This is a genomic window from Streptomyces sp. NPDC001502 (assembly GCF_042894785.1).
In the GTDB taxonomy this organism is placed as follows: Bacteria; Actinomycetota; Actinomycetes; order Streptomycetales; family Streptomycetaceae; genus Streptomyces; species Streptomyces kutzneri.
In genome coordinates, this window is the sequence record NZ_JBIAVW010000008.1 from 342,406 (window position 1) to 361,536 (window position 19,131).

Sequence of the window (19,131 nt, forward strand, 5' to 3'; positions counted from 1 at the left end):
ATTACGCAGCCCCTTCAAGCGAGCGGCCGTTGCCGGTACCGCGGTACTGCTCCCAGGTCCAGACGAGCTGGCGGCGAGCCATGATGCCGACCGCGTGACGGCGGTACTTCGCCGTGCCGCGGACGTCGTCGATCGGGTTGGCCGCGCCGGAGGCGAGGTCACCGAACTGCTTGGCGATCGACGGGGTGATGACCTTGCCGGACTCCCAGAAGCCGCCCTCTTCGAGTGCGGCGTTCAGGAACTCCTCGGCGGCCTTCGCCCGGATCGGGGTCGGCGCGGCCGAACCGATGCCGGTACGGACCGTGCGGGTCTCCGGGTGCAGCGCCAGACCGAACGCGCAGACCGCGATGACCATCGCGTTGCGGGAGCCGACCTTGGAGTACTGCTGGGGGCCGTCCGCCTTCTTGACGTGAACGGTCTTGATGAGCTCGTCGGCGGCGAGCGCGTTGCGCTTCACACCGGTGTAGAACTCGTCGATCGGGATGAGGCGGGAGCCGCGTACGGACTCCACCTCGACCTCGGCGCCCGCCGCGAGCAGCGCGGGGTGGGAGTCGCCGGCCGGCGAGGCGCAACCGAGGTTGCCGCCGACACCGCCGCGGTTACGGATCTGCGGGGACGCGACCGTGTGCGAGGCGAGCGCGAGTCCCGGGAGCTCCGTACGGAGGTTCTCCATGATCTGCGTGTACGGGACGGAGGCGCCCAGGCGAACCACGTCCTCGCCGACCTCCCATTCCCGCAGCAGACCGATGCGGTTCAGGTCCAGGAGGTACTCCGGCCGGCGGTGGTCGAAGTTGATCTCGACCATCACGTCGGTGCCACCCGCAATCGGCACAGCTGAGGGGAACTCGGCCTTAGCGGCGAGCGCCTCCTCCCAGCTGGCGGGGCGAAGGAAGTCCATGAGCGGCTCTCTTCTTCTTCATCGTGTCGTTTACTTCAAGCCAGGAGGCCCGAGAGTCCTCGACTGGTCGTTCACGTGCTGTTAACGCGGTGTGGACCCAGTACACAAGCCGCTCGCCCCCCGGTGCAGTCACTGAAACCATGAAGGAGTTGGCTGACGGCCTCCCTCGTCTTGTAGATTCGTATGAAAGGCAGGATGCGACGACCTGCCCGATTTCCAACGGCAACATTCGAGACAGATCGGCGGCGACATCATGCGGCTGCGCGCACTGCTGGAAACCGAGGCGCTGGGGCTGCGGCTGCTCGGCGGCGAGGGAGAACTCGACCGGACGGTCCGCGGGGTCATGACGACCGACCTGCGTGATCCCAGCCGATACCTGTCGGGGGGCGAACTCGTCCTGACCGGCCTGGCCTGGAGACGAAATTCGGCCGACTCCGAGCCATTCGTACGAATCCTGGCGAGCGCGGGCGTCGCCGGGCTCGCCGCGGGCGAGGCGGAGCTGCAGGCCATTCCCGATGATCTTGTTTCGGCCTGCGTCCGCAACCGGCTGCCGCTGTTCGCCGTGAACGAGGACATTGCATTCGCCACGATCACCGAGTACGTCGTCCGGCAGGTCTCGGGCGAGCGCGCCGGAGACCTCGCGGCCGTCGTGGACCGACACCGCCGGCTGATGACCTCGGGTCCGGCCGGCGGCGGCCCCGACGTGGTGCTCGATCTGCTCACCACCGACCTCGATCTCCGGGCCTGGGTGCTGTCCCCCACCGGCCGGCAGATCGCCGGGGCGGGCGAGCCGCTGGCGCCGGGCGTGTGCGCAGCACTGGCGAGCGAGCACCTTGCGGCGGTCCGGACGGGCCGCAGGGGGCCGCATCGGATCTCCATCCAGGGTATTACCTACTCGCTCTTCCCGATCAGGGGACACGGGCGCGGGGCCGCCGGCCCGGGGGCCCGGGACGTGCGCGAGACCGTGCTCTCGGACTGGCTGCTGGCCGTCGAGGCGGACGCGGGCGACTGGCCCGCCGAGCGCCTTGACCTGCTGCAGGGCGTCACCCAGCTGATCGCCGTGGAGCGGGACCGGCGCGACGCGGCCCGCACCGTGCGCCGCCGCCTCGCACAGGAGGTCCTCGAACTGGTCCAGACGGGTGCCCCGCCCGCCGAGATCGCCGCCCGTCTGCGGGTCGCGGCCCCGGTGCTGCTGCCCGGGCTGGGCGCCGCCCCGCACTGGCAGGTCGTCGTGGCCCGGGTGGACTGGGAGGGCGGGGACATCCCCGGCGGCCCGGTGGCCCAGTCGCTGCTGGAGGAGATCCTCGTCGACCCGTCCGTCTCGGGGCCCGAGCCCTCGGACCGGATCGCCGTGGCCCATGCGGGTGACGAGGCCATCGCCCTGGTACCGCTGCCCTCGCTCTCCGGGGACGCGGGCGAGGACAAGGGCCCGGACTCCGCCCTGCACGCCGACGAGCTGCTCGCGGCCGTACGGGACCCCCTGGCGGCCGGTCTGGCCGACGACGGCCGGCTGACGCTGGGCGTCAGCGCGGCCGTGCACTCCGCCGAGGGGCTGCGCGGGGCGCTGGAGGAGGCCCGGCACGCCCGCCGGGTGGCCGCGGCACGCCCGGGCCGGGTCTGCGCGGCGGGCCACCACGAGCTGGCCTCGCACGTGCTGCTGCTGCCGTTCGTCCCGGACGACGTCCGCCGCGCCTTCACGGCCCGGCTGCTGGACCCGCTGCGGGACTACGACCGGCGCCACCGCGCGGAGCTCATCCCGACGCTGGAGGCGTTCCTGGACTGCGACGGTTCCTGGACCCGCTGCGCGACGCGGTTGCACCTGCACGTCAACACGCTGCGCTACCGCGTCGGGCGAATCGAGCAGTTGACGGGGCGGGACCTGTCCCGGCTGGAGGACAAGCTCGACTTCTTCCTGGCACTGCGGATGAGCTGAGAAGATCCGCCCCGCTGCCGCCCGGGTTCGGCCACGGGGCGGCTGATGATCCGTCCGGACTTTGTGAAAAAGTTCACCCAACCCCTTGGCCGATGCCGCCGATCCGTGCTCTCATTTCGCCCCAGGGCTCAACGATGTGCTGCTTGCTTGCTTTGGGGAGGGCAATGTGGCGGACACCGCCATGTCGGGTGCCGGAACAACCGGAGGAGACGACCCCCTCCAGCGGGCGATATGGCGGCTGCGCTCGCGCGGCTGTTGGACCGATGCGGCGGCGCTGCTGACGCCGCACATCGGCAAGGCCGGCAGTGCCGGGGCGGCCGTGCAGCGGACCGCGCTGCTGGTGGAGCGGTGCCTGTTCACCGGGCAGGGCTGGGCCGAGGCCGAGGACGCGCTGCGGATCGCCGAGGCGGTGTCCCAGGACGACGACGACCGGGGCGCGGCCGCGTGCGAACGGGGCCAGCTGGCCTACGCCGCCACCGTGCTCGGCGTACGCGACCGGGCCGACGAGGCCCGCTCCGCGCTGGGCCGGGCCGCGGCCCTGCTGTCTCCGGAGTCCCGGACCCGCCCGCTGCTGGACTTCCGGCGGGGGCTCGTCGCCGAACACCTGGCGGACGCCCCGCAGTCGGCCCGGCCGGCCTACCACCGGGCCCACGCGGGGGCGGAGGCGCACGGGGACACCCTGCTGCTGTCCTTCACCTGGCGGCACCTGGCCGCGCTGGCCCTGCGGGACGGGGAGGTGGCCGAGGCCCGCAAGGGCTTCGCGGAGTCCCTGCGCATCCGGGAGGACCTGGGCTTCCTGATCGGCACGGCCCCGGCGCTGGCGGCGCTGGCCGATGCCGAACCGGAACCGGAGGCCACCCGGCTCCGCGCGGAGGCCCGCCGCCTGTTCCACCTGCTGGGCGGCATCCCCACCTGGCTGGCGGACCAACTCCACCCGACCCCTTCGCCTGCGGCGTAGCTTCCGGTACCGACACGGCGCCCCGTCGCCTGCGGCGCCGCTTCCGGTACCGACACGGCGCTCCGCGCCCGCGCCTCAAACGCCGGCGGGGCTGGAAGTGCGCGGCGTCGGCCAAATCCAGCCTCGCCGGCGATTGAGGCGCGGGGTCCGGGGCGGAGCCCCGATCCTGAGCCTCGCCGGCGATTGAGGCGCGGGGTCCGGGGTGGGGTCCCGGTCAGGCGGGGGAGCCTGCGAAGTGTTCCCGGACCAGGGACTCCACCACCGGGAGGTCCCGCGCGATCAGCGCCTCCAGCAGCGCCGAGTGCTCCGCCGCATCGGCGACGAGATCGGCCCGCCGAACCCGCGGAGCGCCCGGCAGGGGCCACTGGGCCCGGCGGTGGAGCTCCTCCGCCACCTGCACCAGCTGCTCGTTGCCGGCCAGCCGCAGCACCGCCCGGTGGAAGTCCCGGTCCGCCTCCGCGTACCCCGGCAGGTCACCGGCCGCCGCCGCCTCGGCCGTGGCGGCGGCGGCCGGACGCAGGGCCTCCCAGGCGTCCGCGGGCACCGTGCGGGCCAGCCGGATCATCACGGGGACTTCGAGCAGCGCCCGTACCTCGGCCAGCTCGGCGAGCTCCCCCGGCGTGCGGGAGAGCACGCGGAAACCCCGGTTGGGGAGGCATTCCACCGCCCCCTCCACGGCCAGCTGCTGCATCGCCTCGCGCACGGGGGTCGCGGAGACCCCGAAGCGCTCCCCCAGGGCCGGTCCCGAGTAGATCTCGCCGGGCACCAGCTCGCCGTCGATCAGGGCCGCGCGCAGCGCGTCGAGCACCTGACCGCGCACCGAATGGCGCAACACCTTCCGCCTTTGCGCCGGTACCCGGGCGTGGGCCGTTTCGTGCATTCGGTCCTCCTCCTCCGGGTCTCGACCTGTCCTGAGAATAAGTGACGGCGCGCGCGGGGAGGGGTGCGGATCGATCCGAATCAAGTAAGGTAAGGCTAACCTGTTAACGATCGTGTGATTCTGTGATTCGGTGGCCCGCCATGACCGTCACGACCTTCCCGGCTGTCACATCCGCCCCGCCCGGCTCTGCGGTGTCGGATGCGTTCGCCAGGCTGGCGGAGGCGTACGGCGGACTGCGGGTGGTCGAGCGAACCGCTGACGAACCTCTCCCTCGCGGTGCGGGATGGGTCGGCGCGGACGAGCTCGCGGCCGGCGGCCCGGCCCTGGACGCCTACCTCGCCTGGGACAACGCCCAGGTCCTGCGGGACTACGGGACCCAGGCCCGCCCCGATGTGATCGCGGGCTTCGGGCTGCACCGGTACGCGTGGCCGGCCTGCCTGCTGATCACCCTGCCGTGGTTCCTGCACCGGCGGGTCCCCCGCCTCCCGGTCACCGAGGTGGCCTTCCACCGGACCCTCGGCCGGATGAGCGTGCGCATCGGCGAGTTCGCCTGCCTGCCGGACGATCCGGCGGCCGCGCTCCCGGGAGCCCGTGTCGTGCCCGACGAGGAGGCACTGCGCGACGAGGTACGGGCCGCGGTGGCCCAGCACCTCGGACCGCTCCTGGAAGGCTTCGGCCCGCGCATGCGGCGCGGCCGCCGCGCCCTGTGGGGCATGGTGACCGACGAGGTCGTCGAGAGCCTCTGGTACATCGGCAACCTGCTCGGCGAGGAGCAGCGGGCCATGGCCGAGCTGGAAGCGCTCCTGCCGAGGTCGACCGCCCCGTACTCCCCCAGCTACCGCTGGGAGGGGCCCCCGGGGGGCGCGGGATTCCGTACGCTCACCGGACCCGCAGGCGAGGAGCTGCCCACCCGGGACCGGGCCGGCTGCTGCTTCTTCTACACCATCCGCCCCGAGGACACCTGTGTCACCTGTCCCCGGACCTGTGATGCCGACCGGATCGCCCGCCTCGCGGCGACCGCAGCCTGAACCCACCCCGTACGGCTGACTGTAATCGAACGCGACTCGGCTCGTACGGGCGCCAGTTCGAGTCACAACACCCTATCCGGCGGGCCCCGCCCCCCGATGGCGTCCACTTGCTCCGAAACCCGCGTGCACGGCTCACCGGCTACGCCACTATGGCGCCCGGAAAGCCGTACAGCCGCATAGCCGCATACGCGAGGCAAGGGACATCCGCATGAGACTGACCGACATATCGCTGGACTGGCTGCTGCCCGGCAGCCTGCTGATCCTGGGCGTACTTGCGGCAGTTGCGGTACTGGCCCGTGGCAAGCGCGAGAGCGAGAAGGCCGCGGCCGACGACAGCTGGGAGCGCAGCGAGGAACGGCGGCGGCGCAAGGAAGCCGTCTACGGGACCGCTTCGTACGTTCTGCTCTTCTGCTGTGCGGCGGTCGCCGCCGCACTCTCCTTCCACGGGCTGGTCGGCTTCGGCCGGCAGAACCTCAACCTCTCCGGAGGCTGGGAATACCTGGTCCCCTTCGGCCTCGACGGCGCCGCGATGTTCTGCTCGGTGCTCGCCGTGCGCGAGGCCAGCCACGGTGACGCGGCCCTGGGCTCGCGCATGCTCGTCTGGCTGTTCGCGGGCGCGGCCGCGTGGTTCAACTGGGTGCACGCTCCGCGGGGCATGGGCCACGACGGGGCCCCGCAGTTCTTCGCGGGGATGTCGCTCTCGGCGGCCGTGCTCTTCGACCGCGCCCTCAAGCAGACCCGCCGGGCGGCCCTGCGCGAACAGGGCCTGATCCCAAGGCCGTTGCCCCAGATCCGGATGGTCCGCTGGCTGCGGGCCCCCCGGGAGACCTTCGGCGCCTGGTCGCTCATGCTGCTGGAGGGGGTGCGCACCCTCGACGAGGCCGTGGACGAGGTGCGCGAGGACAAGAAGGAGCGGGAGCAGGACCGGCACCGCAGGCGCGACCAGAACCGGCTGGACCGGGCGCGCATCAAGGCGCTGGGCCGGCAGAACCGGGCGTTCGGGCGTTCGCGCGGCCGCCAGGTCGAGCTCCCGGAACTGACGCAGGGAGCGGGCTCCGCGCCGGTCGGCGCGGAGCCGGCCATACCGGAATCAGGACAGCTGCCCCTGCGACGCCGGCCCTCCCTGCAGGCCGTCAACCGAACCGAATCCAATGACGTGACCGGCACCCGGACGGTGGACCTCACCGCCGAGGACGACACCCAGACCATTCCCCGGCTGGACTCGCTGGAGCGCAAACTGAAGGACCTGGAGCAGCAGTTCGGCTGACCCGGTCCGCCCGTACGGGGAACCCCGCGGGGCCCGCCTGCTCAGGCGGGCCCTCCGTCGTACGGCCCGTCGTACGGCGCGTCGTGCCGTCCGTCGAGCTCGAACCACACCACCTTGCCGCTGCCCAGGGCCAGCGCGTCCACGCCCCAGTCGTCGGCGAGCGCCTGCACCAGCACGAGTCCCCGGCCGTGCGTACCGTCGTCGGCGGTCGGTACGTACGGCCGGGGACGGCGTGCGGCGTAGTCCCGGACCTCCACCCGTAAGCGGGTGGCGGCGAGACTCGCGTGCACCTCCGCACCCCTGTCGGTGTGGACGAGCGCGTTGGTGACGAGCTCGGTGATCAGCAGCTCGGCCACCTCGGCGGCATCGGTCCTGCACCGGTGGCGCATCAACTCCCGCAGAGCCCGGCGTACTTCGCCGACCGCCTTCAGGTCGGCCCGGCGTACGCTCCGGGTGATCCGCAGCGTGTCCACCGCTTCCCCGTCCTCGTCGGCGGACGGCTCGCGCGGCACCGGCCTCACTCTCCCCCACAGCTTCCCGGTCTTCGCCCCCACCCGCACGGCGATGTCCCTCCCGTGTCCTTGCTCTCGAACAGGTCTACGGGATGCATGCCCCCCGGGCGGTTCCGCACTCCTGCGGGCTTACGGGCGGGGCACGTTGCGGAGGCCGGATCGAGCCATCCGGATCATGCGGCCCGCCTCTCCTCCCCACTCGATCTTGCTGTCGGACCATGCGAATCCGGTCACCGTGACGGCACCGGTCTTCGGAGGAAGCGACAGGGCGGCCGGGTCTGTCCCCCCGTCCGCCGGAACGGGTCCCGGATGCCGCAATACGTCCCTCAAAGCCCGTGTGAGCTGCTGGGGCTTCTCCACGCGCACCCGCTGCGCGCCCACCGCGCGGGCGAGGGGGGCGAAGCCGGGTGTCTTGTCCGTCGTCCCGCAGGAGGGCAGGCCGGAAACCGGCACCTCCCACGCGGCCTTTCCGAGGGATGAGCTGGTGAAGAGGACCATTTTGAGGGGCAGGCCGTACTGCACCAGGGTGAGGAAATCTCCCCTCGGCATCGAGAAACCGCCGTCGCCCGGCCCCGGCACCACTTGACGGTTCCGGTCGGTGAACTGTGCGCCGACGACCGGCGGAAGGGCGCCGTCCAGGGAGCCGTGGCCGGAGGAGCCGGTGATGCGCCGTTCGCCGTTCGGGGAAAGATAGCGCGCCGCCCACCCGTTGCACATGCCGGTGCCGACGGTGAACACGGCGCGCTCGCCGGCCGGCACTCTCGACAGGACTCACCCGAATGGAGTAATCCAGCGCGCCACCCAGATGGGTGAAGATCAAGCTGGTGAGTGCCCCAACCGAGGCAATCCGTGAAAGGGAAACCACATGCGCATTCGACGAACTTTCGCCGCCGTCATCGCCACGGCAGCCCTCGCCGGACTCGGCCTCACTGGCGCTGCCACCGCGTCCGCCGCCCCTACCACCCCCACCGTCGCCGTCACCGAAAACCCCACCCCTGGTGAGTGCATCGACGGCGGCGGAAAGGTCGGGGCGAACAACATCTGCGAGGGCGGAACGCGCAACGGGGAGTTGGTCGACTGAATCTCACGGTGCGCCCCGCGGCCACGCGCCGCGGGGCGCACCGGCGCGAGCATGCTGCATCAGCGAGACACCGGGGCCACGGGCGCGCCCGTCAGGCTTCCCAGACCGCGGCGGCGGTGCGGTCGTCGGCGTACCCCTTGAGGCGGAGCTGGGTGTCCGCGAGGAAGGCCGCGAGGCCCGGCGGCTCCTGACCGGCCCAGCGTGCGGCGAGCTCCGCCGGGAGGGCCGCCTCCTCCCGCATCGGCTCCGCCAGGCCCCCGGAGCACAGGAGCAAGGTGTCGCCGGGCCGGGCCACGGCCGCGCGGAAGCGGAACCCGCCCTCGGTGTCCTCGGCCTGCTGCCCGGCGGCTTCCAGGTCCTGCCACAGCCCCGAGCGGAGCCGGAACAGGCCGCCCGCGCCCGCGCCGAAGCACACCCGGGTGCGGCATGCCGGGTCCACCGGCAGCAGCAGCCCGCGCAGTCCGGCGGTGTACGCCGGTTCCGCGAGCCCCAGCTCGGCGGCGCGGGCCCGCAGTCGCCCGTAGCCCCGGTCGGTGAGCCGCTGCAGGCCCGAGCGCAGGGCGTCGCGGCGCCCGGCGCGGATGTCGTCGGCCAGCCGTTCCTGGCTGCGCCCGACGGCGCCCGCGACGGTGCGGCACAGTTCGGCGGCGGCTTCGGCGGCTCCGGGGGCGGCCCGGTCCCCGCCTGCGAGGGCTACCAGGACCAGCGCGTCGTCGCCGCTGCCGAAGCGGGCGGTGAGCAGGAAGTCGCGGCGGGCCTCGCCGCGGTAGCGGGCGGAGTCCCCGCGCAGGGAGGCGGCGCGCAGGGTGTAGGTGCCGTAGCGGGCCCCCTCCAGGACGGTGTCCGGGGTCAGCCCCTCGACGGCGGCCGGGTCGGCGGGAGGGAGGGCGCTGGGTTCGGGGGCGTAGGTGGGGGCGCGGTCGCCCAGGTGGGAGACCTGGGGCCGGACGGCCTCCGGTCCGGCCGCCACCGCCACCGGCTCGGGCCCGGGCCCCGGGTCGGACTCGGCCACGGACGCCGACTGCGGCTGCGGCTGCGGCTGCGGGTCCGGGTCGAACCAGGCGTCCGGGCTCGGTGCCTCCCGGTGCCGCACCGGGAGTTCGGGCCCGCGCACCGGTGGTACGGCCACGCCTCCGAGCGCGTACCCCGTGGCGTCGCCCGCCCGGGGGTCCCGCGGCGGCGGGAGAGTGGGCAGGGTCGGGGTCGGCGCCGGCTCCCCCTGCCGGGGGCCGGGGAGCAGCGGCTCCGGGGCGCGCGGGGGTTCCGGCGGGCCCGGGTCCGGCACGAGGCCCGGTGCCGGGCCCGTGGCCGGTGCCGGTGCCGTGGCCGGTGCCGGGTCCGTCGTCACGCCCGCCGCCGAGCGGAACCGGTTGTCCAGGGTGTCCCCCGGGTCGGGTTCCGCTCCCGCGTCCGGGCCCTCGTAGAGCTTCTGCCACCAGTCGTCCGCGCCCTGCTGACTCATGGCTTCATTCTCGGCCTCCCATGGGGGCGGAAAACGCCGAATGCGCGAAAAGGGTCCACCGGACCGCCGTCCGGTGGACCCCTCGTATGACACCCGTACGGATCAGCGTACGTCGTATGCCCGTACGACCGTCTGGGTGACCGTGGCGCCCTTCGCGTCGGTCAGTTCGACCTTCAGCGACACGGGCTTGCCGGAGGCTCCGGCGTGGTCGACGACCGCGCTCCACCGGCCGCCCCGCTCGCTCACCTTCGCCTGCGTCCAGTGCTCACCGTCGTAGGAGTACGACAGCTTCGCCGACTTCAGCGCACCCGGGGTGTAGCCCGCGTGTCCGGTGACGCCCAGCCCGATGCTCTGGCCGTTCGCCGCCGCGACCGTCTTCATGCCGTCGAGCGGGGCCGTGTACCGCGGGAAGAGGATCGCCAGACCCTGCGAGTACGCCGCCGCGTCGAGCTTCGAGGAGAAGCCCCAGGTGGTCTGCACGGCGGTGGAGCGCTGCCAGACCCGGGCGGGCGGGCCGATCTTCTCGATGGACTGGGTGAGTTCGTACCGGCCGTCCTCCGCCGGCACCTCGAAGACCCCGAACGGGTACCAGCTCTCCCCGACGACCTCGCCGCCCCGCGTGAGCACGAGTGAGCCGATGTCACCGAAGGAGCCCGGTTGCGCGGCGTGGCCGCTGTCGCCCCACATGGCGGGGGCGAAGCCGATCAGGTTGCCCTGCCGCTCGCCGGCGAGGGTCTCCTTGCCCGCGAGGTCGCGCGGTGCGACCGGGCCGGTGATGCCGTCGTACCAAGTGGCGCTGCTCTTCTGTCCCTTGGTGTGGGTGCGCTGCTCGCCGACCATGAACTCGCCCCAGGGGAAGCTGCTGGAGAGCAGCTGGTCCCAGGCGGTGTCCCCGGCGGAGTGGTACTCGGTGCGCGTGCCCGGAGCCGCGACGGTCTCGATTCCGCCGAAGTACACGGCGGTGCCGATCGGCCGGTAGGCCCCGGTGAGGTCGATGAAGTCGGCCGCGACACCCATGGAGTTGTACGTGGACACGGTCTGTCCGAGGTCACGGTCGCGCACCCGGTGGGTGTGGCCACCGCTCTTGACCTCACCGGTCTCGGGGAGGGCGAGGGAGTAGACGTACGGGCTCCGCGACTCGGCCTTCCAGGACAGGGTGACCTTGCCGGTCGCGAGCCTGGCCAGCAGTGCCTTCGCCTCGGCGGTCTCGATGGTCAGCGCGGGCAGTGCGCCGCCCGCATAGCCGGTGAAGCCGGTCCAGCGGCCGGGGGCCTCGCGGTGGGCGAGGACCGCCTTGGCGCCGGCGGCCTGCGCGTTCCGCGCGACCTCGTACAGTGCGGCGTCGGCCGCCTTCACGAGGACGACCGCGCCCTCGGCGCCCGCCGCGGCGAGTTCCGCGGGGGTGCCGGAGCCGGCGTCGACGAGCGGTGCGCTGCCGGTTCCGTCGAGGTTGTCGCTGCCGGTGGACGCGGTGATCGGGTGCAGGACCGGGCCGCCGACGGCCTTCAGCTCGGAGACGAGGGGCGCGGCCGCCCGCCAGTAGGACGCGAACTCGAAGTCGCCGTCCTCGGCGCGGCCTTCGACGGAGGCGTAGAAGCCGCGGATGGTGCGGCCGCCCATGGCCGTGCCCGCGTGCAGCCATACGTCGTCCCAGCTGCGGGCGAATCCGAGGGTGGTGTTGCGCGCCTCGACCGGCTTGTCGGCGGCGATGTCCAGGCGCCCGGCCTTGCGGGCGTCCAGGACGACGGTGGTGTCCTTCTTCAGTTCGACCTGGGGGCGGCCGAGGTAGGTGAGGGAGTCGAGCAGCCTGTCGCCCTCTGCCTCTCCCCCGTCGGGGGTGGCGACGAAGGCGGAGAGGAAGTACGCGCCCGGGCGCACCCGGTAGACCTGGTCCGCGGAGCCCTCGTTGAAGCGGCGCTCGCCGGTGGCGTCGTCGGTGCCGATCACGTCCAGCGAGGAGGGCCCGGAGGCGGGCCGGCCCGCGCGGTCGACGAGCTTGACGCGCAGGGTCACGGTCTCGGGCTCGACGTAGAGGGAGAAGGGGGTGGAGACGCGGACGCCGTTCGCGGTGGCGACGACGCGGCCGGTGACGTCCCCGTACTGGGAGCGCTCCAGCTTCGCCGCCGGGTCGAGGGCCAGCGGCACCCTGGTGGTGGCGCCGGCCGGGACGGTCACCGTACGCCGCTCCAGGCGGGCCACCTGGGCGCGGACGGGCGAGCCGTCGTTGCCGGTGACCTTCTCGACGGCCAGGTTCAAGGTGACGGGGCTCTTGCCGAGGTTGGTGTACGGGACCTCGACGGTGGTGCGGTCGCTGCGGTCCTGCGGCCAGTCGTACGTGCCGCCCTGGACGGCGGGCGCACCGGTCACGGTGGTGTCGAGGGCGGCCTTCACGTCGAGGCGGCCGCCGCCGGTCTCCCGTACGTCTCCTGGGACGGCGGTGGCGGCCGAGCCGACGAGGGCGGCCTTGATCTGCTGCGCGGTCCAGTCGGGGTGGCGCTGCTTGACGATGGCGGCGGCGCCCGCGACGTGCGGGGTGGCCATCGAGGTGCCGGACATGGACTGGTAGGCGTACACCCCGCGGCCGCCCGCGGCGGCGGCGGAGATGCCGACGCCGGGGGCGGCGATCTCGGGCTTGAGGGTGTGCTGGAGTCCGGCCGGGCCGCGGCTGGAGAAGACGGCCGTACTGTCGTCCCGGTCGACGGCGCCCACGGTCAGGACGGAGGCGGCGCAACCGGGCGAGGAGACCGTGTTGTTGCCGGGGCCGGAGTTGCCGGCGGCGATGACGAAGAGCGGGCCCTGCTGGGAGAGCCGTTCGGCGGCGGCGGCGAGCGGGTCGTCGCAGGCGGTCTGCGAGGGGTCGCCCAGGCTCATGGAGACCACGTCGGCCTTGGCCAGGGTGGCCCACTCCATGCCCGCGATGATCCACGAATCGAGGCCGTAGCCCCCGTCGTTCAGGACCTTTCCGCTGAGCAGCTCGGCGCCGGGGGCCACCCCCTTCTTTGCGCCGCCGCTCTCGGCGCCGGAGCCGCCGACGGTGGAGATGGTGTGGGTGCCGTGGCCCTGCCGGTCCGCGTCGGTGTCGGAGTCGGTGAAGTTCTTCGACGCGGTGACGCGGCCCCGGAGGTCGGGGTGGTCCAGGTCCGTTCCGGTGTCGAGGACGGCGACCTTGGTGCCCTTGCCGTCGTACCCGGCGGCCCAGGCGGCGGTGGCGGCGACCTGCTTCGTGGAACGCTCCAGGTTCGCCCGGACCTTGCCGTCCAGCCACAGCTTCTTCAGCCCGCCCGCCACGGAGCGCGCGCGGGGGTCCGTACCGGTGACGTCCGACCAGAAGGCTGCGGCCTGCTCCTTGTCGGCGGTGAGGGCGACGGCGCCGATGGAGCCGAGGACGAGGGAGCGGTCGGCGCCGCGGGGCGCGGGCGGGGCGCTGCGCGCCACGTTCACGGATCCGTCGTAGACCGCGATGAGCGGCAGCTTCTTGGTGTGCGCGTCGTCGTAGCCCTGCCGGACGAGGCCGGTGACGTTGAAGAGCTCGTGGTCGACCGTGCCGGCGGCGAGGGCCCCCACCGCGCCCTCGGGGTAGACGTACAGGTCCTTGCCCGACTGCCGGGTCTGCACGAGCGGTTGCGTGCCGTCCGCGCGTGGCATCGCGGTGGCGGCGGTGCGGCCGGCCGCGTCGGTGGACACCAGGATCCGGTCGCCGGTGACCAGGGTCACCGTGACGGGGGCCGTGGGCTGCTTTCCGGCCGCCTCGCCGCCGACGAGGGGTCTCTTCCCCGCTCCGGGCGTTCCGTCGGCCGGCTGCGCCGCCGTCGGGCCGATGGCGGTGACAGCCAGGACGGCCGCGGTGGCCGCCCCGAGTGCCGTACGCGATATCGGACGCATCGCTCTCCCCAGGTGAATTCCGGCCAACTGCTGCATTGCACGGCGAAGCGCCGCGTAAATGGCTTCTGGCCGGCGGATGTTGGTGCTGCGGTGGCGTCACCTTGGCAGAGTGGCATCGGGTGCGGCGATGATGTCCGCGGCGGGTTTGCGCCGTGGCCGCTTCCCGCCAGGCGCGTGTCGAAAGGTGGGTGGACGGGTTGCTGGGTGCCATAGGCCTGGACGAGGGCCAGGAGTCGGCGTACCGCGCGCTGGTCGCGCTGGGGGCCGCGGAGGTACCCGATCTCGCGCACCGGCTGACACTGCCGGTGCCGCACACCGAGCGGGCCCTGCGCCATCTGGAGCGGCACGGGCTGGCGGCGCAGTCCTCGGCCCGGCCCGGGCGCTGGGTGGCGGCCCCGCCGGGGGTGGCCCTCGGGGCGCTGCTGACCCAGCAGCGGCACGAGCTGGAGCAGGCGGAGCTGGCGGCGGCGCTGCTGGCCGAGGAGTACCGGGCGGAGGCGTCCGAACCGGCGGTGCACGACCTCGTGGAGGTGGTGCAGGGGGCGAGCGCGGTGGCGCACCGCTTCCACCAGATCCAGCTGGGCGCGGAGAAGGAGGTCTGCGCGCTGGTCACCGGCCGGCCGCAGGTGGTGACGGGGACGGACAACGAGGCGGAGGACCGGGCCTCCGTACGCGGGGTCGACTACCGGGTGGTCATCGAGCGGGAGGTACTGACCCTGCCGAGCGGGATCCGGGAGGCGTCGACGGCGCTGGCGCGCGGCGAGAGGATCCGGGTGACCGCGGAGGTCCCGACGAAGCTGGTGATCGCGGACCGGACGCTGGCCATGGTCCCGCTGACGGCCCGCGGGGCGGAGCCGGCGGCGCTGGTGGTGCACGCGTCGGGGCTGCTGGAGTCCCTGACCGGTCTGTTCGAGGCGGTGTGGCGGGAGTCGCTCCCGCTGCGGCTGGGGGCGGCCGGTTCGGCGGAGGAGGCCGGGGGCAGCCCCGACGCCACGGACCTGGAGATCCTCTCGCTGCTCCTGGCGGGCATGACGGACGCGAGCGTGGCGAAGCACCTGGAGCTGGGGCTGCGGACGGTGCAGCGGCGGGTCAAGGGCCTGATGGAGCTGTCCGGGGTGACGACACGGCTGCAGCTGGGCTGGCACGCGTACGAGCGGGGCTGGGTGGCCCGATAGCCCCTGGTCGGTCAGGCTGAGCGCATGGATCTGCCTCAGCTGCTGCTGGTGGGGCTGGTGCTGCTGCTCGGGGTGGTCGGTGTGCTGATCCCGGGTGTGCCGGGCACCTGGCTGGTGTGGGCGGGGCTGCTGTGGTGGGCGCTGCACGTGCGCTCGGCGACGGCGTGGTCCCTGCTGGTCGCGGCGACGGCCCTGCTGCTGGTGGTCCAGGTGGTGAAGTGGCTGCTGCCGCCCCGGCACGTGCGGGGGCTGGGCATCACGACACGGATGGTGGTGTTCGCGGGGGCCGGGGCGCTCCTGGGCTTCGTCCTGGTGCCGGTGGTGGGGGCGGTTCCGGGGTTCATCGGCGGCATCTACCTGTGCGAGCGGCTCCGCCTGGGGACGCACGGCGAGGCCTGGGCGTCGGTGCGGGCGGTGATGCGGGCGGTGGGGACGAGCGTGCTGGTGGAGCTGTTCGCGTGCCTGACGGTGGTGGGTGCGTGGGTGGGGGCGGTGGTGGCGGAGTAGGCGCCCGCCGGGCGCGGTCCCGGCTGCGGCCCTCGCGATCGGTGGCTGTGCTTTCGGCCCCTGACTCGATCGGTCGTGGAGCCGCCATGGACAGGTCCGTTCCGGGCAGGCCGGCCTTCCTCGCCCCGCCGCCCGCCGACTCGGTCGACGACGGAGCGTTCCGCGTCGTGCGGACGCTGCGGGACCCCGGCCGTGACCTGGACGCGAACGTGGTCCGGATGGGCGCGGGGGCCGTCCTCGACGAGCCCACCGCGGCGGTGCTCGCCGAGGCGGTCCTGGGCGTCCTGCTCGTGGTGGTATCGGGATCGGGCGAGGTCCGCACCCCCGACCGTACGGTGACGCTCGCCCCCGGTTCCGTGGCCTGGCTGCCGACCGGCACCACGTACCGCGTCGGGGCGGGCGACGACGGCCTGACGTACACGACGGCCCACCGTCGCTCCCCGCCCCTGAAGACGGCCCCGCAGCTCGTGTCGGACGCCGGCGAACCTGCCTGCCTTCTGCACCTCGTCTGTGAGGTGTGCGGACATCTGGCCGCCGAGCGCGACGCCCGGTACTGCACCCGGTGCGGCGCCCTGCTCGCCGGCGGGAACCCGGTGGCCGGGTAGCCCGTTCAGTTGATCGGCTGGCCGCCGCTGGTGCCGCCGACGCAGACCCACGAGCCCTGGGCCGATTCGTACTCCACCGATCCGCCTCCGTCGATGCACGTCTGCCCGTCGACGCCGTGCACGGCGGCTTGCGCGGCAGGGGCCATGGCACCGAGAGCGGCCAGTATCACGGCGGCGATGAACCCGAGAAGTCGTGTACGCATCGGGACCTCCAACAAGGTCTAGCGGCTCGGTCGTCACCAGCCTCGCCCCGCACCGTGTCGAGGCGCGCACCCTGTTACTCCATTCGAGTGAAGCCCACACCCCCGTCATTGCACGGGAGATGCTCCTGGGAAAGGCACTCCAGGGGCGTTCGCCCCGCTGCGGGAGCAGGCTGATGCCATGGAGATCAAGCCCCCTGTGGCCGTGGAGCCACCGGATGACAACGGCTTGCGGAAGATCGTGATCAACGGCAAGCCCGCAGGCAAGGTGTGGAGCCACCACGAACTGCAGAAAGTACTGCATCGCGCGGGCGTGGCACCCGACGCCGAAATCGAATGGCACGGCGGGAACAGCACGCTGTGGCCGGCTCACAACCGGGAACGGCGCATCACCGGCACAGTCATGGCGGTCGGCTTCCTGGCGACCGCGGCCATGTGCACCTGGATCGGCATGAAGGACTCCCTTGACGCCCTCACCTTCGCCGGCCGGGTCACCGGATTCCTCTTCCTGTTCATGGCCACAGTGGAACTGATCGCCTTCGCGGCCGGTTTCGACTATTGGCGGAACCGGAGAAAGACGTACTCGGGCCCGGCCCTTCTCTTCGGAGCGCTGGTCGAACTCTTCGTCGGTTCGGTGCTTCTTCTGATGTACGTCGCCAACAGGGACAGGCCGTCGTACGCGCTGTGCCTGCTGTTCTGGGCAGGCATGGTGGTCTGCGCTTCCTGGTCGCTGTGGGTACTGTGCCGCCACCGGGTGTGGAAGGCGCTCCGCTATCCGGGGCGCATCGCGGTAGGGGCGATCGTCTCCACCCTCCTCGTCGTCACCAACCTGGCATACACACAGATCTACCTGCCGTCCATGTCACGCCCGCTGGTGCAGGGTACGGCCGAGATCGGAAAGCCGAGCCTGAACAAGGATGGGACGAAGATGTACCTGCAGGTCCGGCTGCACCTCAAGAACTCCGGCGAGGTTCCGGTCCACATCCTCGGCAGCATCTACTGGATCCAGCTCAAGGCTCCGACCAACCCGAACACCACGTGCAAGCTCCCGAGCGGCGAGAAAGACAAAAAAGACCCGAAAACCCTGAAAACCACGTACATGCTGCTGGAACCCGGTGAGCTGGTCAAGCCGCCGGGGCGGGAGCTGAGTCCGAACGAGGAAATCTCGGAGGATACGGTCGTCGAAATCAAAGACCCCGGGAAGCTTGACTGCGAGGCAGTCACCGCCCAGGTCGAGGCTTACGCCTTCAGGCAGGACCGGATGACGATAGACGCCTCCTTCGAGAAGTCCGGGACGTGGCGCGGAAAACTCGAGAGGGAAGGAAAGGAGAAAGACCCTCCCGGGCCGGCCAACGTGGATTACGTCAGGCATCAGGCCGAAATCTCCCAGAGCAGCGAGCTCCTGAATCTGACTCGGGGCCGGGAGCGGGTGACGGTCTGGTGGGTGTACCGTCCCCAACCGTACGTCTACGTCGGTGTGGCGAGTCCGGAAGAAAAGAAGAAGTTCGACCGCGACAGCCCCTACGAGCGGAGGCAGGCCGCCGACCGATACGGCATGGCATTCGTGCGTGGCTCAATGGCGCAGATGCCGTACACGGAACTCCTGAAGGAGGCTCAGGCGCACCGCCCGCTCTGACCGCGCTTCGGCCTAGGGCCTGTCTTTCGGATCAGGCCGGATCAGCCCGCCGCGGGCCCGGCATGATCCGAAAGACAGGCCCTAGGTCCGCAGCCCGATGCGGAGGGCGGCGGTGGCTGCGAGGGTGGTCGGTATGACGGACTTCAAGGGTTTCGGCGAGGCGGAGCTGGCATACCTGCGCTCCCAGCATCTGGGCCGGCTGGCCACCGTGGACGCGGCCGGGCAGCCGCAGGCGAACCCGGTGGGGTTCTTCCCGCAGGAGGACGGCACGATCCTGGTGGGCGGGCTGGCGATGGGCACGACGAAGAAGTGGCGCAACCTGCACGGGAACCCCCGGCTGTCCCTGGTCGTGGACGACCTGGTGAGCACCAGGCCGTGGAAGGTGCGCGGCATCGAGATCCGGGGCCGCGCGACGCTGGAGACGGGTCCGCACGAGCTGGGCCCCCATTTCAGCCCGGAGGTGATCCGGATCCACCCGGAACGCGTCCACGTGTGGGGGCTCTGACGGCCCCGGGAGCGCGCTCCGCCGGTGTGCGGGTGGCCGCGCATGCCCGTACGGCACCCGGTGCTGACGCTCTGCTTAGGGGCGGAGGCGCGAGAGTGAGGGGTCGGGGCTCGTGACGCCTTGAGGGGGGAGTACCGGTGCCGATCCGGATCAGGGGCCGCGTCGTGGCCGACGCCGTGGGAAGGGCCGTTTCCGCGGCCTCGCTCGGCATGGCGCCGCAGCGGCCGTCCGTGACCCGCTTACGTCTCACCTGCCTCTACGGCGGGGTGTTCATGCTGGCCGGGACGACGCTGCTGGCCGTGGTCCACCTGCTCGCGGTGCAGGCCGTGAGCAGGGGCAACGATCCGGTCCTCGAACTGCGTTCGGAGTCCGCGATCGTACTGGCGCCCGCCGGCTGTCCGGATTCGCCGGACAGCGGGCCGGACCCCTGTCCGGCCCCCGTACGGCAGCAGCCCCAGGACTCGCTGGTGTCGTCCACCGCGCTGGTCCTGGCCGCTCTCGTCCCTCTGTCGGCCGCCGTGGGATACGTGACGGCCGGGTACGCCCTGTCGCCGCTCCGGCGGATCACCCGCAGCACCCGGTGAGGGCTGTCCCGGGCGGGG

General features: G+C 72.5%; 17 protein-coding genes and 1 pseudogene. 11 read left to right on the forward strand and 7 right to left on the reverse strand.

The genetic code is table 11. From position 1 onward, the window contains the following. Position 1 precedes the first annotated feature (1 nt). Positions 2–898 (reverse strand): xanthine dehydrogenase family protein subunit M, encoded by an 897-nt coding sequence (locus ACFY0D_RS16965; protein ID WP_030715117.1) that lies wholly within the window; start codon positions 896–898, stop codon positions 2–4. A 253-nt stretch (positions 899–1,151) separates the two neighbouring features. Between ACFY0D_RS16965 and ACFY0D_RS16970 the strand changes: the two genes are divergently transcribed. Further along, a complete protein-coding gene (locus tag ACFY0D_RS16970) occupies positions 1,152–2,831 on the forward strand; it encodes a PucR family transcriptional regulator (RefSeq protein WP_390799062.1) in 1,680 nt (559 codons plus the stop codon). A 166-nt stretch (positions 2,832–2,997) separates the two neighbouring features. Continuing rightward, a complete protein-coding gene (locus ACFY0D_RS16975) occupies positions 2,998–3,789 on the forward strand; it encodes a hypothetical protein (protein WP_390799063.1) in 792 nt (263 codons plus the stop codon). A 214-nt stretch (positions 3,790–4,003) separates the two neighbouring features. Here the strand turns inward: ACFY0D_RS16975 and ACFY0D_RS16980 are convergent, their stop codons facing one another. Continuing rightward, positions 4,004–4,669 (reverse strand): GntR family transcriptional regulator, encoded by a 666-nt coding sequence (locus tag ACFY0D_RS16980; RefSeq protein WP_390799064.1) that lies wholly within the window; start codon positions 4,667–4,669, stop codon positions 4,004–4,006. Positions 4,670–4,809: 140 nt separating this feature from the next. On the opposite strand from ACFY0D_RS16980, the gene ACFY0D_RS16985 reads away from it, so the two are divergent. Next, a complete protein-coding gene (locus ACFY0D_RS16985; RefSeq protein ID WP_390799065.1) occupies positions 4,810–5,697 on the forward strand; it encodes a (2Fe-2S)-binding protein in 888 nt (295 codons plus the stop codon). A 208-nt stretch (positions 5,698–5,905) separates the two neighbouring features. After that, complete coding sequence (locus ACFY0D_RS16990; RefSeq protein ID WP_390799066.1) at positions 5,906–6,964, forward strand: DUF2637 domain-containing protein; 1,059 nt, start codon at positions 5,906–5,908, stop codon at positions 6,962–6,964. Positions 6,965–7,005: 41 nt separating this feature from the next. Here ACFY0D_RS16990 and ACFY0D_RS16995 read toward each other — a convergent pair whose 3' ends face one another. Both ACFY0D_RS16995 and ACFY0D_RS17000 read right to left on the reverse strand, forming a co-directional pair. Further along, complete coding sequence (locus ACFY0D_RS16995) at positions 7,006–7,476, reverse strand: ATP-binding protein (RefSeq protein ID WP_301365336.1); 471 nt, start codon at positions 7,474–7,476, stop codon at positions 7,006–7,008. A 129-nt stretch (positions 7,477–7,605) separates the two neighbouring features. Continuing rightward, a pseudogene (locus ACFY0D_RS17000) lies at positions 7,606–8,229 on the reverse strand (thiamine pyrophosphate-dependent enzyme); the annotation flags it as partial. 112 nt (positions 8,230–8,341) lie between these two features. Here ACFY0D_RS17000 and ACFY0D_RS17005 point away from each other — a divergent pair. After that, positions 8,342–8,557, forward strand: coding sequence for a hypothetical protein (locus ACFY0D_RS17005; RefSeq protein ID WP_351154393.1), 216 nt, complete (start codon positions 8,342–8,344; stop codon positions 8,555–8,557). Between the two features lie 91 nt (positions 8,558–8,648). Here the strand turns inward: ACFY0D_RS17005 and ACFY0D_RS17010 are convergent, their stop codons facing one another. Together ACFY0D_RS17010 and ACFY0D_RS17015 are read right to left on the reverse strand one after the other, a co-directional pair. Next, positions 8,649–10,019, reverse strand: coding sequence for a protein phosphatase 2C domain-containing protein (locus ACFY0D_RS17010; RefSeq protein ID WP_390799067.1), 1,371 nt, complete (start codon positions 10,017–10,019; stop codon positions 8,649–8,651). Between the two features lie 102 nt (positions 10,020–10,121). After that, positions 10,122–13,901, reverse strand: a complete 3,780-nt coding sequence (locus ACFY0D_RS17015) for a S8 family serine peptidase (RefSeq protein WP_390799068.1) — start codon at positions 13,899–13,901, stop codon at positions 10,122–10,124. Between the two features lie 197 nt (positions 13,902–14,098). Between ACFY0D_RS17015 and ACFY0D_RS17020 the strand changes: the two genes are divergently transcribed. From ACFY0D_RS17020 to ACFY0D_RS17030, 3 genes are all read left to right on the forward strand, one after another. Further along, the gene (locus ACFY0D_RS17020; protein WP_390799069.1) at positions 14,099–15,076 is read left to right on the forward strand and encodes a helix-turn-helix domain-containing protein; all 978 of its coding nucleotides are present in this window, start codon (positions 14,099–14,101) and stop codon (positions 15,074–15,076) included. 24 nt (positions 15,077–15,100) lie between these two features. After that, positions 15,101–15,583, forward strand: a complete 483-nt coding sequence (locus tag ACFY0D_RS17025; RefSeq protein ID WP_390799070.1) for a DUF456 domain-containing protein — start codon at positions 15,101–15,103, stop codon at positions 15,581–15,583. An 86-nt stretch (positions 15,584–15,669) separates the two neighbouring features. Then, positions 15,670–16,188 (forward strand): AraC family ligand binding domain-containing protein, encoded by a 519-nt coding sequence (locus ACFY0D_RS17030; RefSeq protein WP_390799071.1) that lies wholly within the window; start codon positions 15,670–15,672, stop codon positions 16,186–16,188. Positions 16,189–16,193: 5 nt separating this feature from the next. Here ACFY0D_RS17030 and ACFY0D_RS17035 read toward each other — a convergent pair whose 3' ends face one another. Beyond that, entirely contained in the window at positions 16,194–16,391 is a 198-nt protein-coding gene (locus ACFY0D_RS17035; RefSeq protein WP_390799072.1) for a hypothetical protein, read from the reverse strand. Positions 16,392–16,569: 178 nt separating this feature from the next. Here ACFY0D_RS17035 and ACFY0D_RS17040 point away from each other — a divergent pair, with 178 nt between their 5' ends. From ACFY0D_RS17040 to ACFY0D_RS17050, 3 genes are all read left to right on the forward strand, one after another. Then, entirely contained in the window at positions 16,570–18,024 is a 1,455-nt protein-coding gene (locus ACFY0D_RS17040) for a hypothetical protein (protein WP_390799073.1), read from the forward strand. A 133-nt stretch (positions 18,025–18,157) separates the two neighbouring features. Beyond that, a complete protein-coding gene (locus ACFY0D_RS17045) occupies positions 18,158–18,529 on the forward strand; it encodes a PPOX class F420-dependent oxidoreductase (protein ID WP_351154398.1) in 372 nt (123 codons plus the stop codon). Between the two features lie 164 nt (positions 18,530–18,693). After that, positions 18,694–19,113 carry a hypothetical protein gene (locus ACFY0D_RS17050; RefSeq protein WP_390799074.1) on the forward strand — a complete coding sequence of 140 codons (420 nt, stop codon included), beginning with the start codon at positions 18,694–18,696 and terminating at the stop codon, positions 19,111–19,113. Positions 19,114–19,131 lie beyond the last annotated feature (18 nt).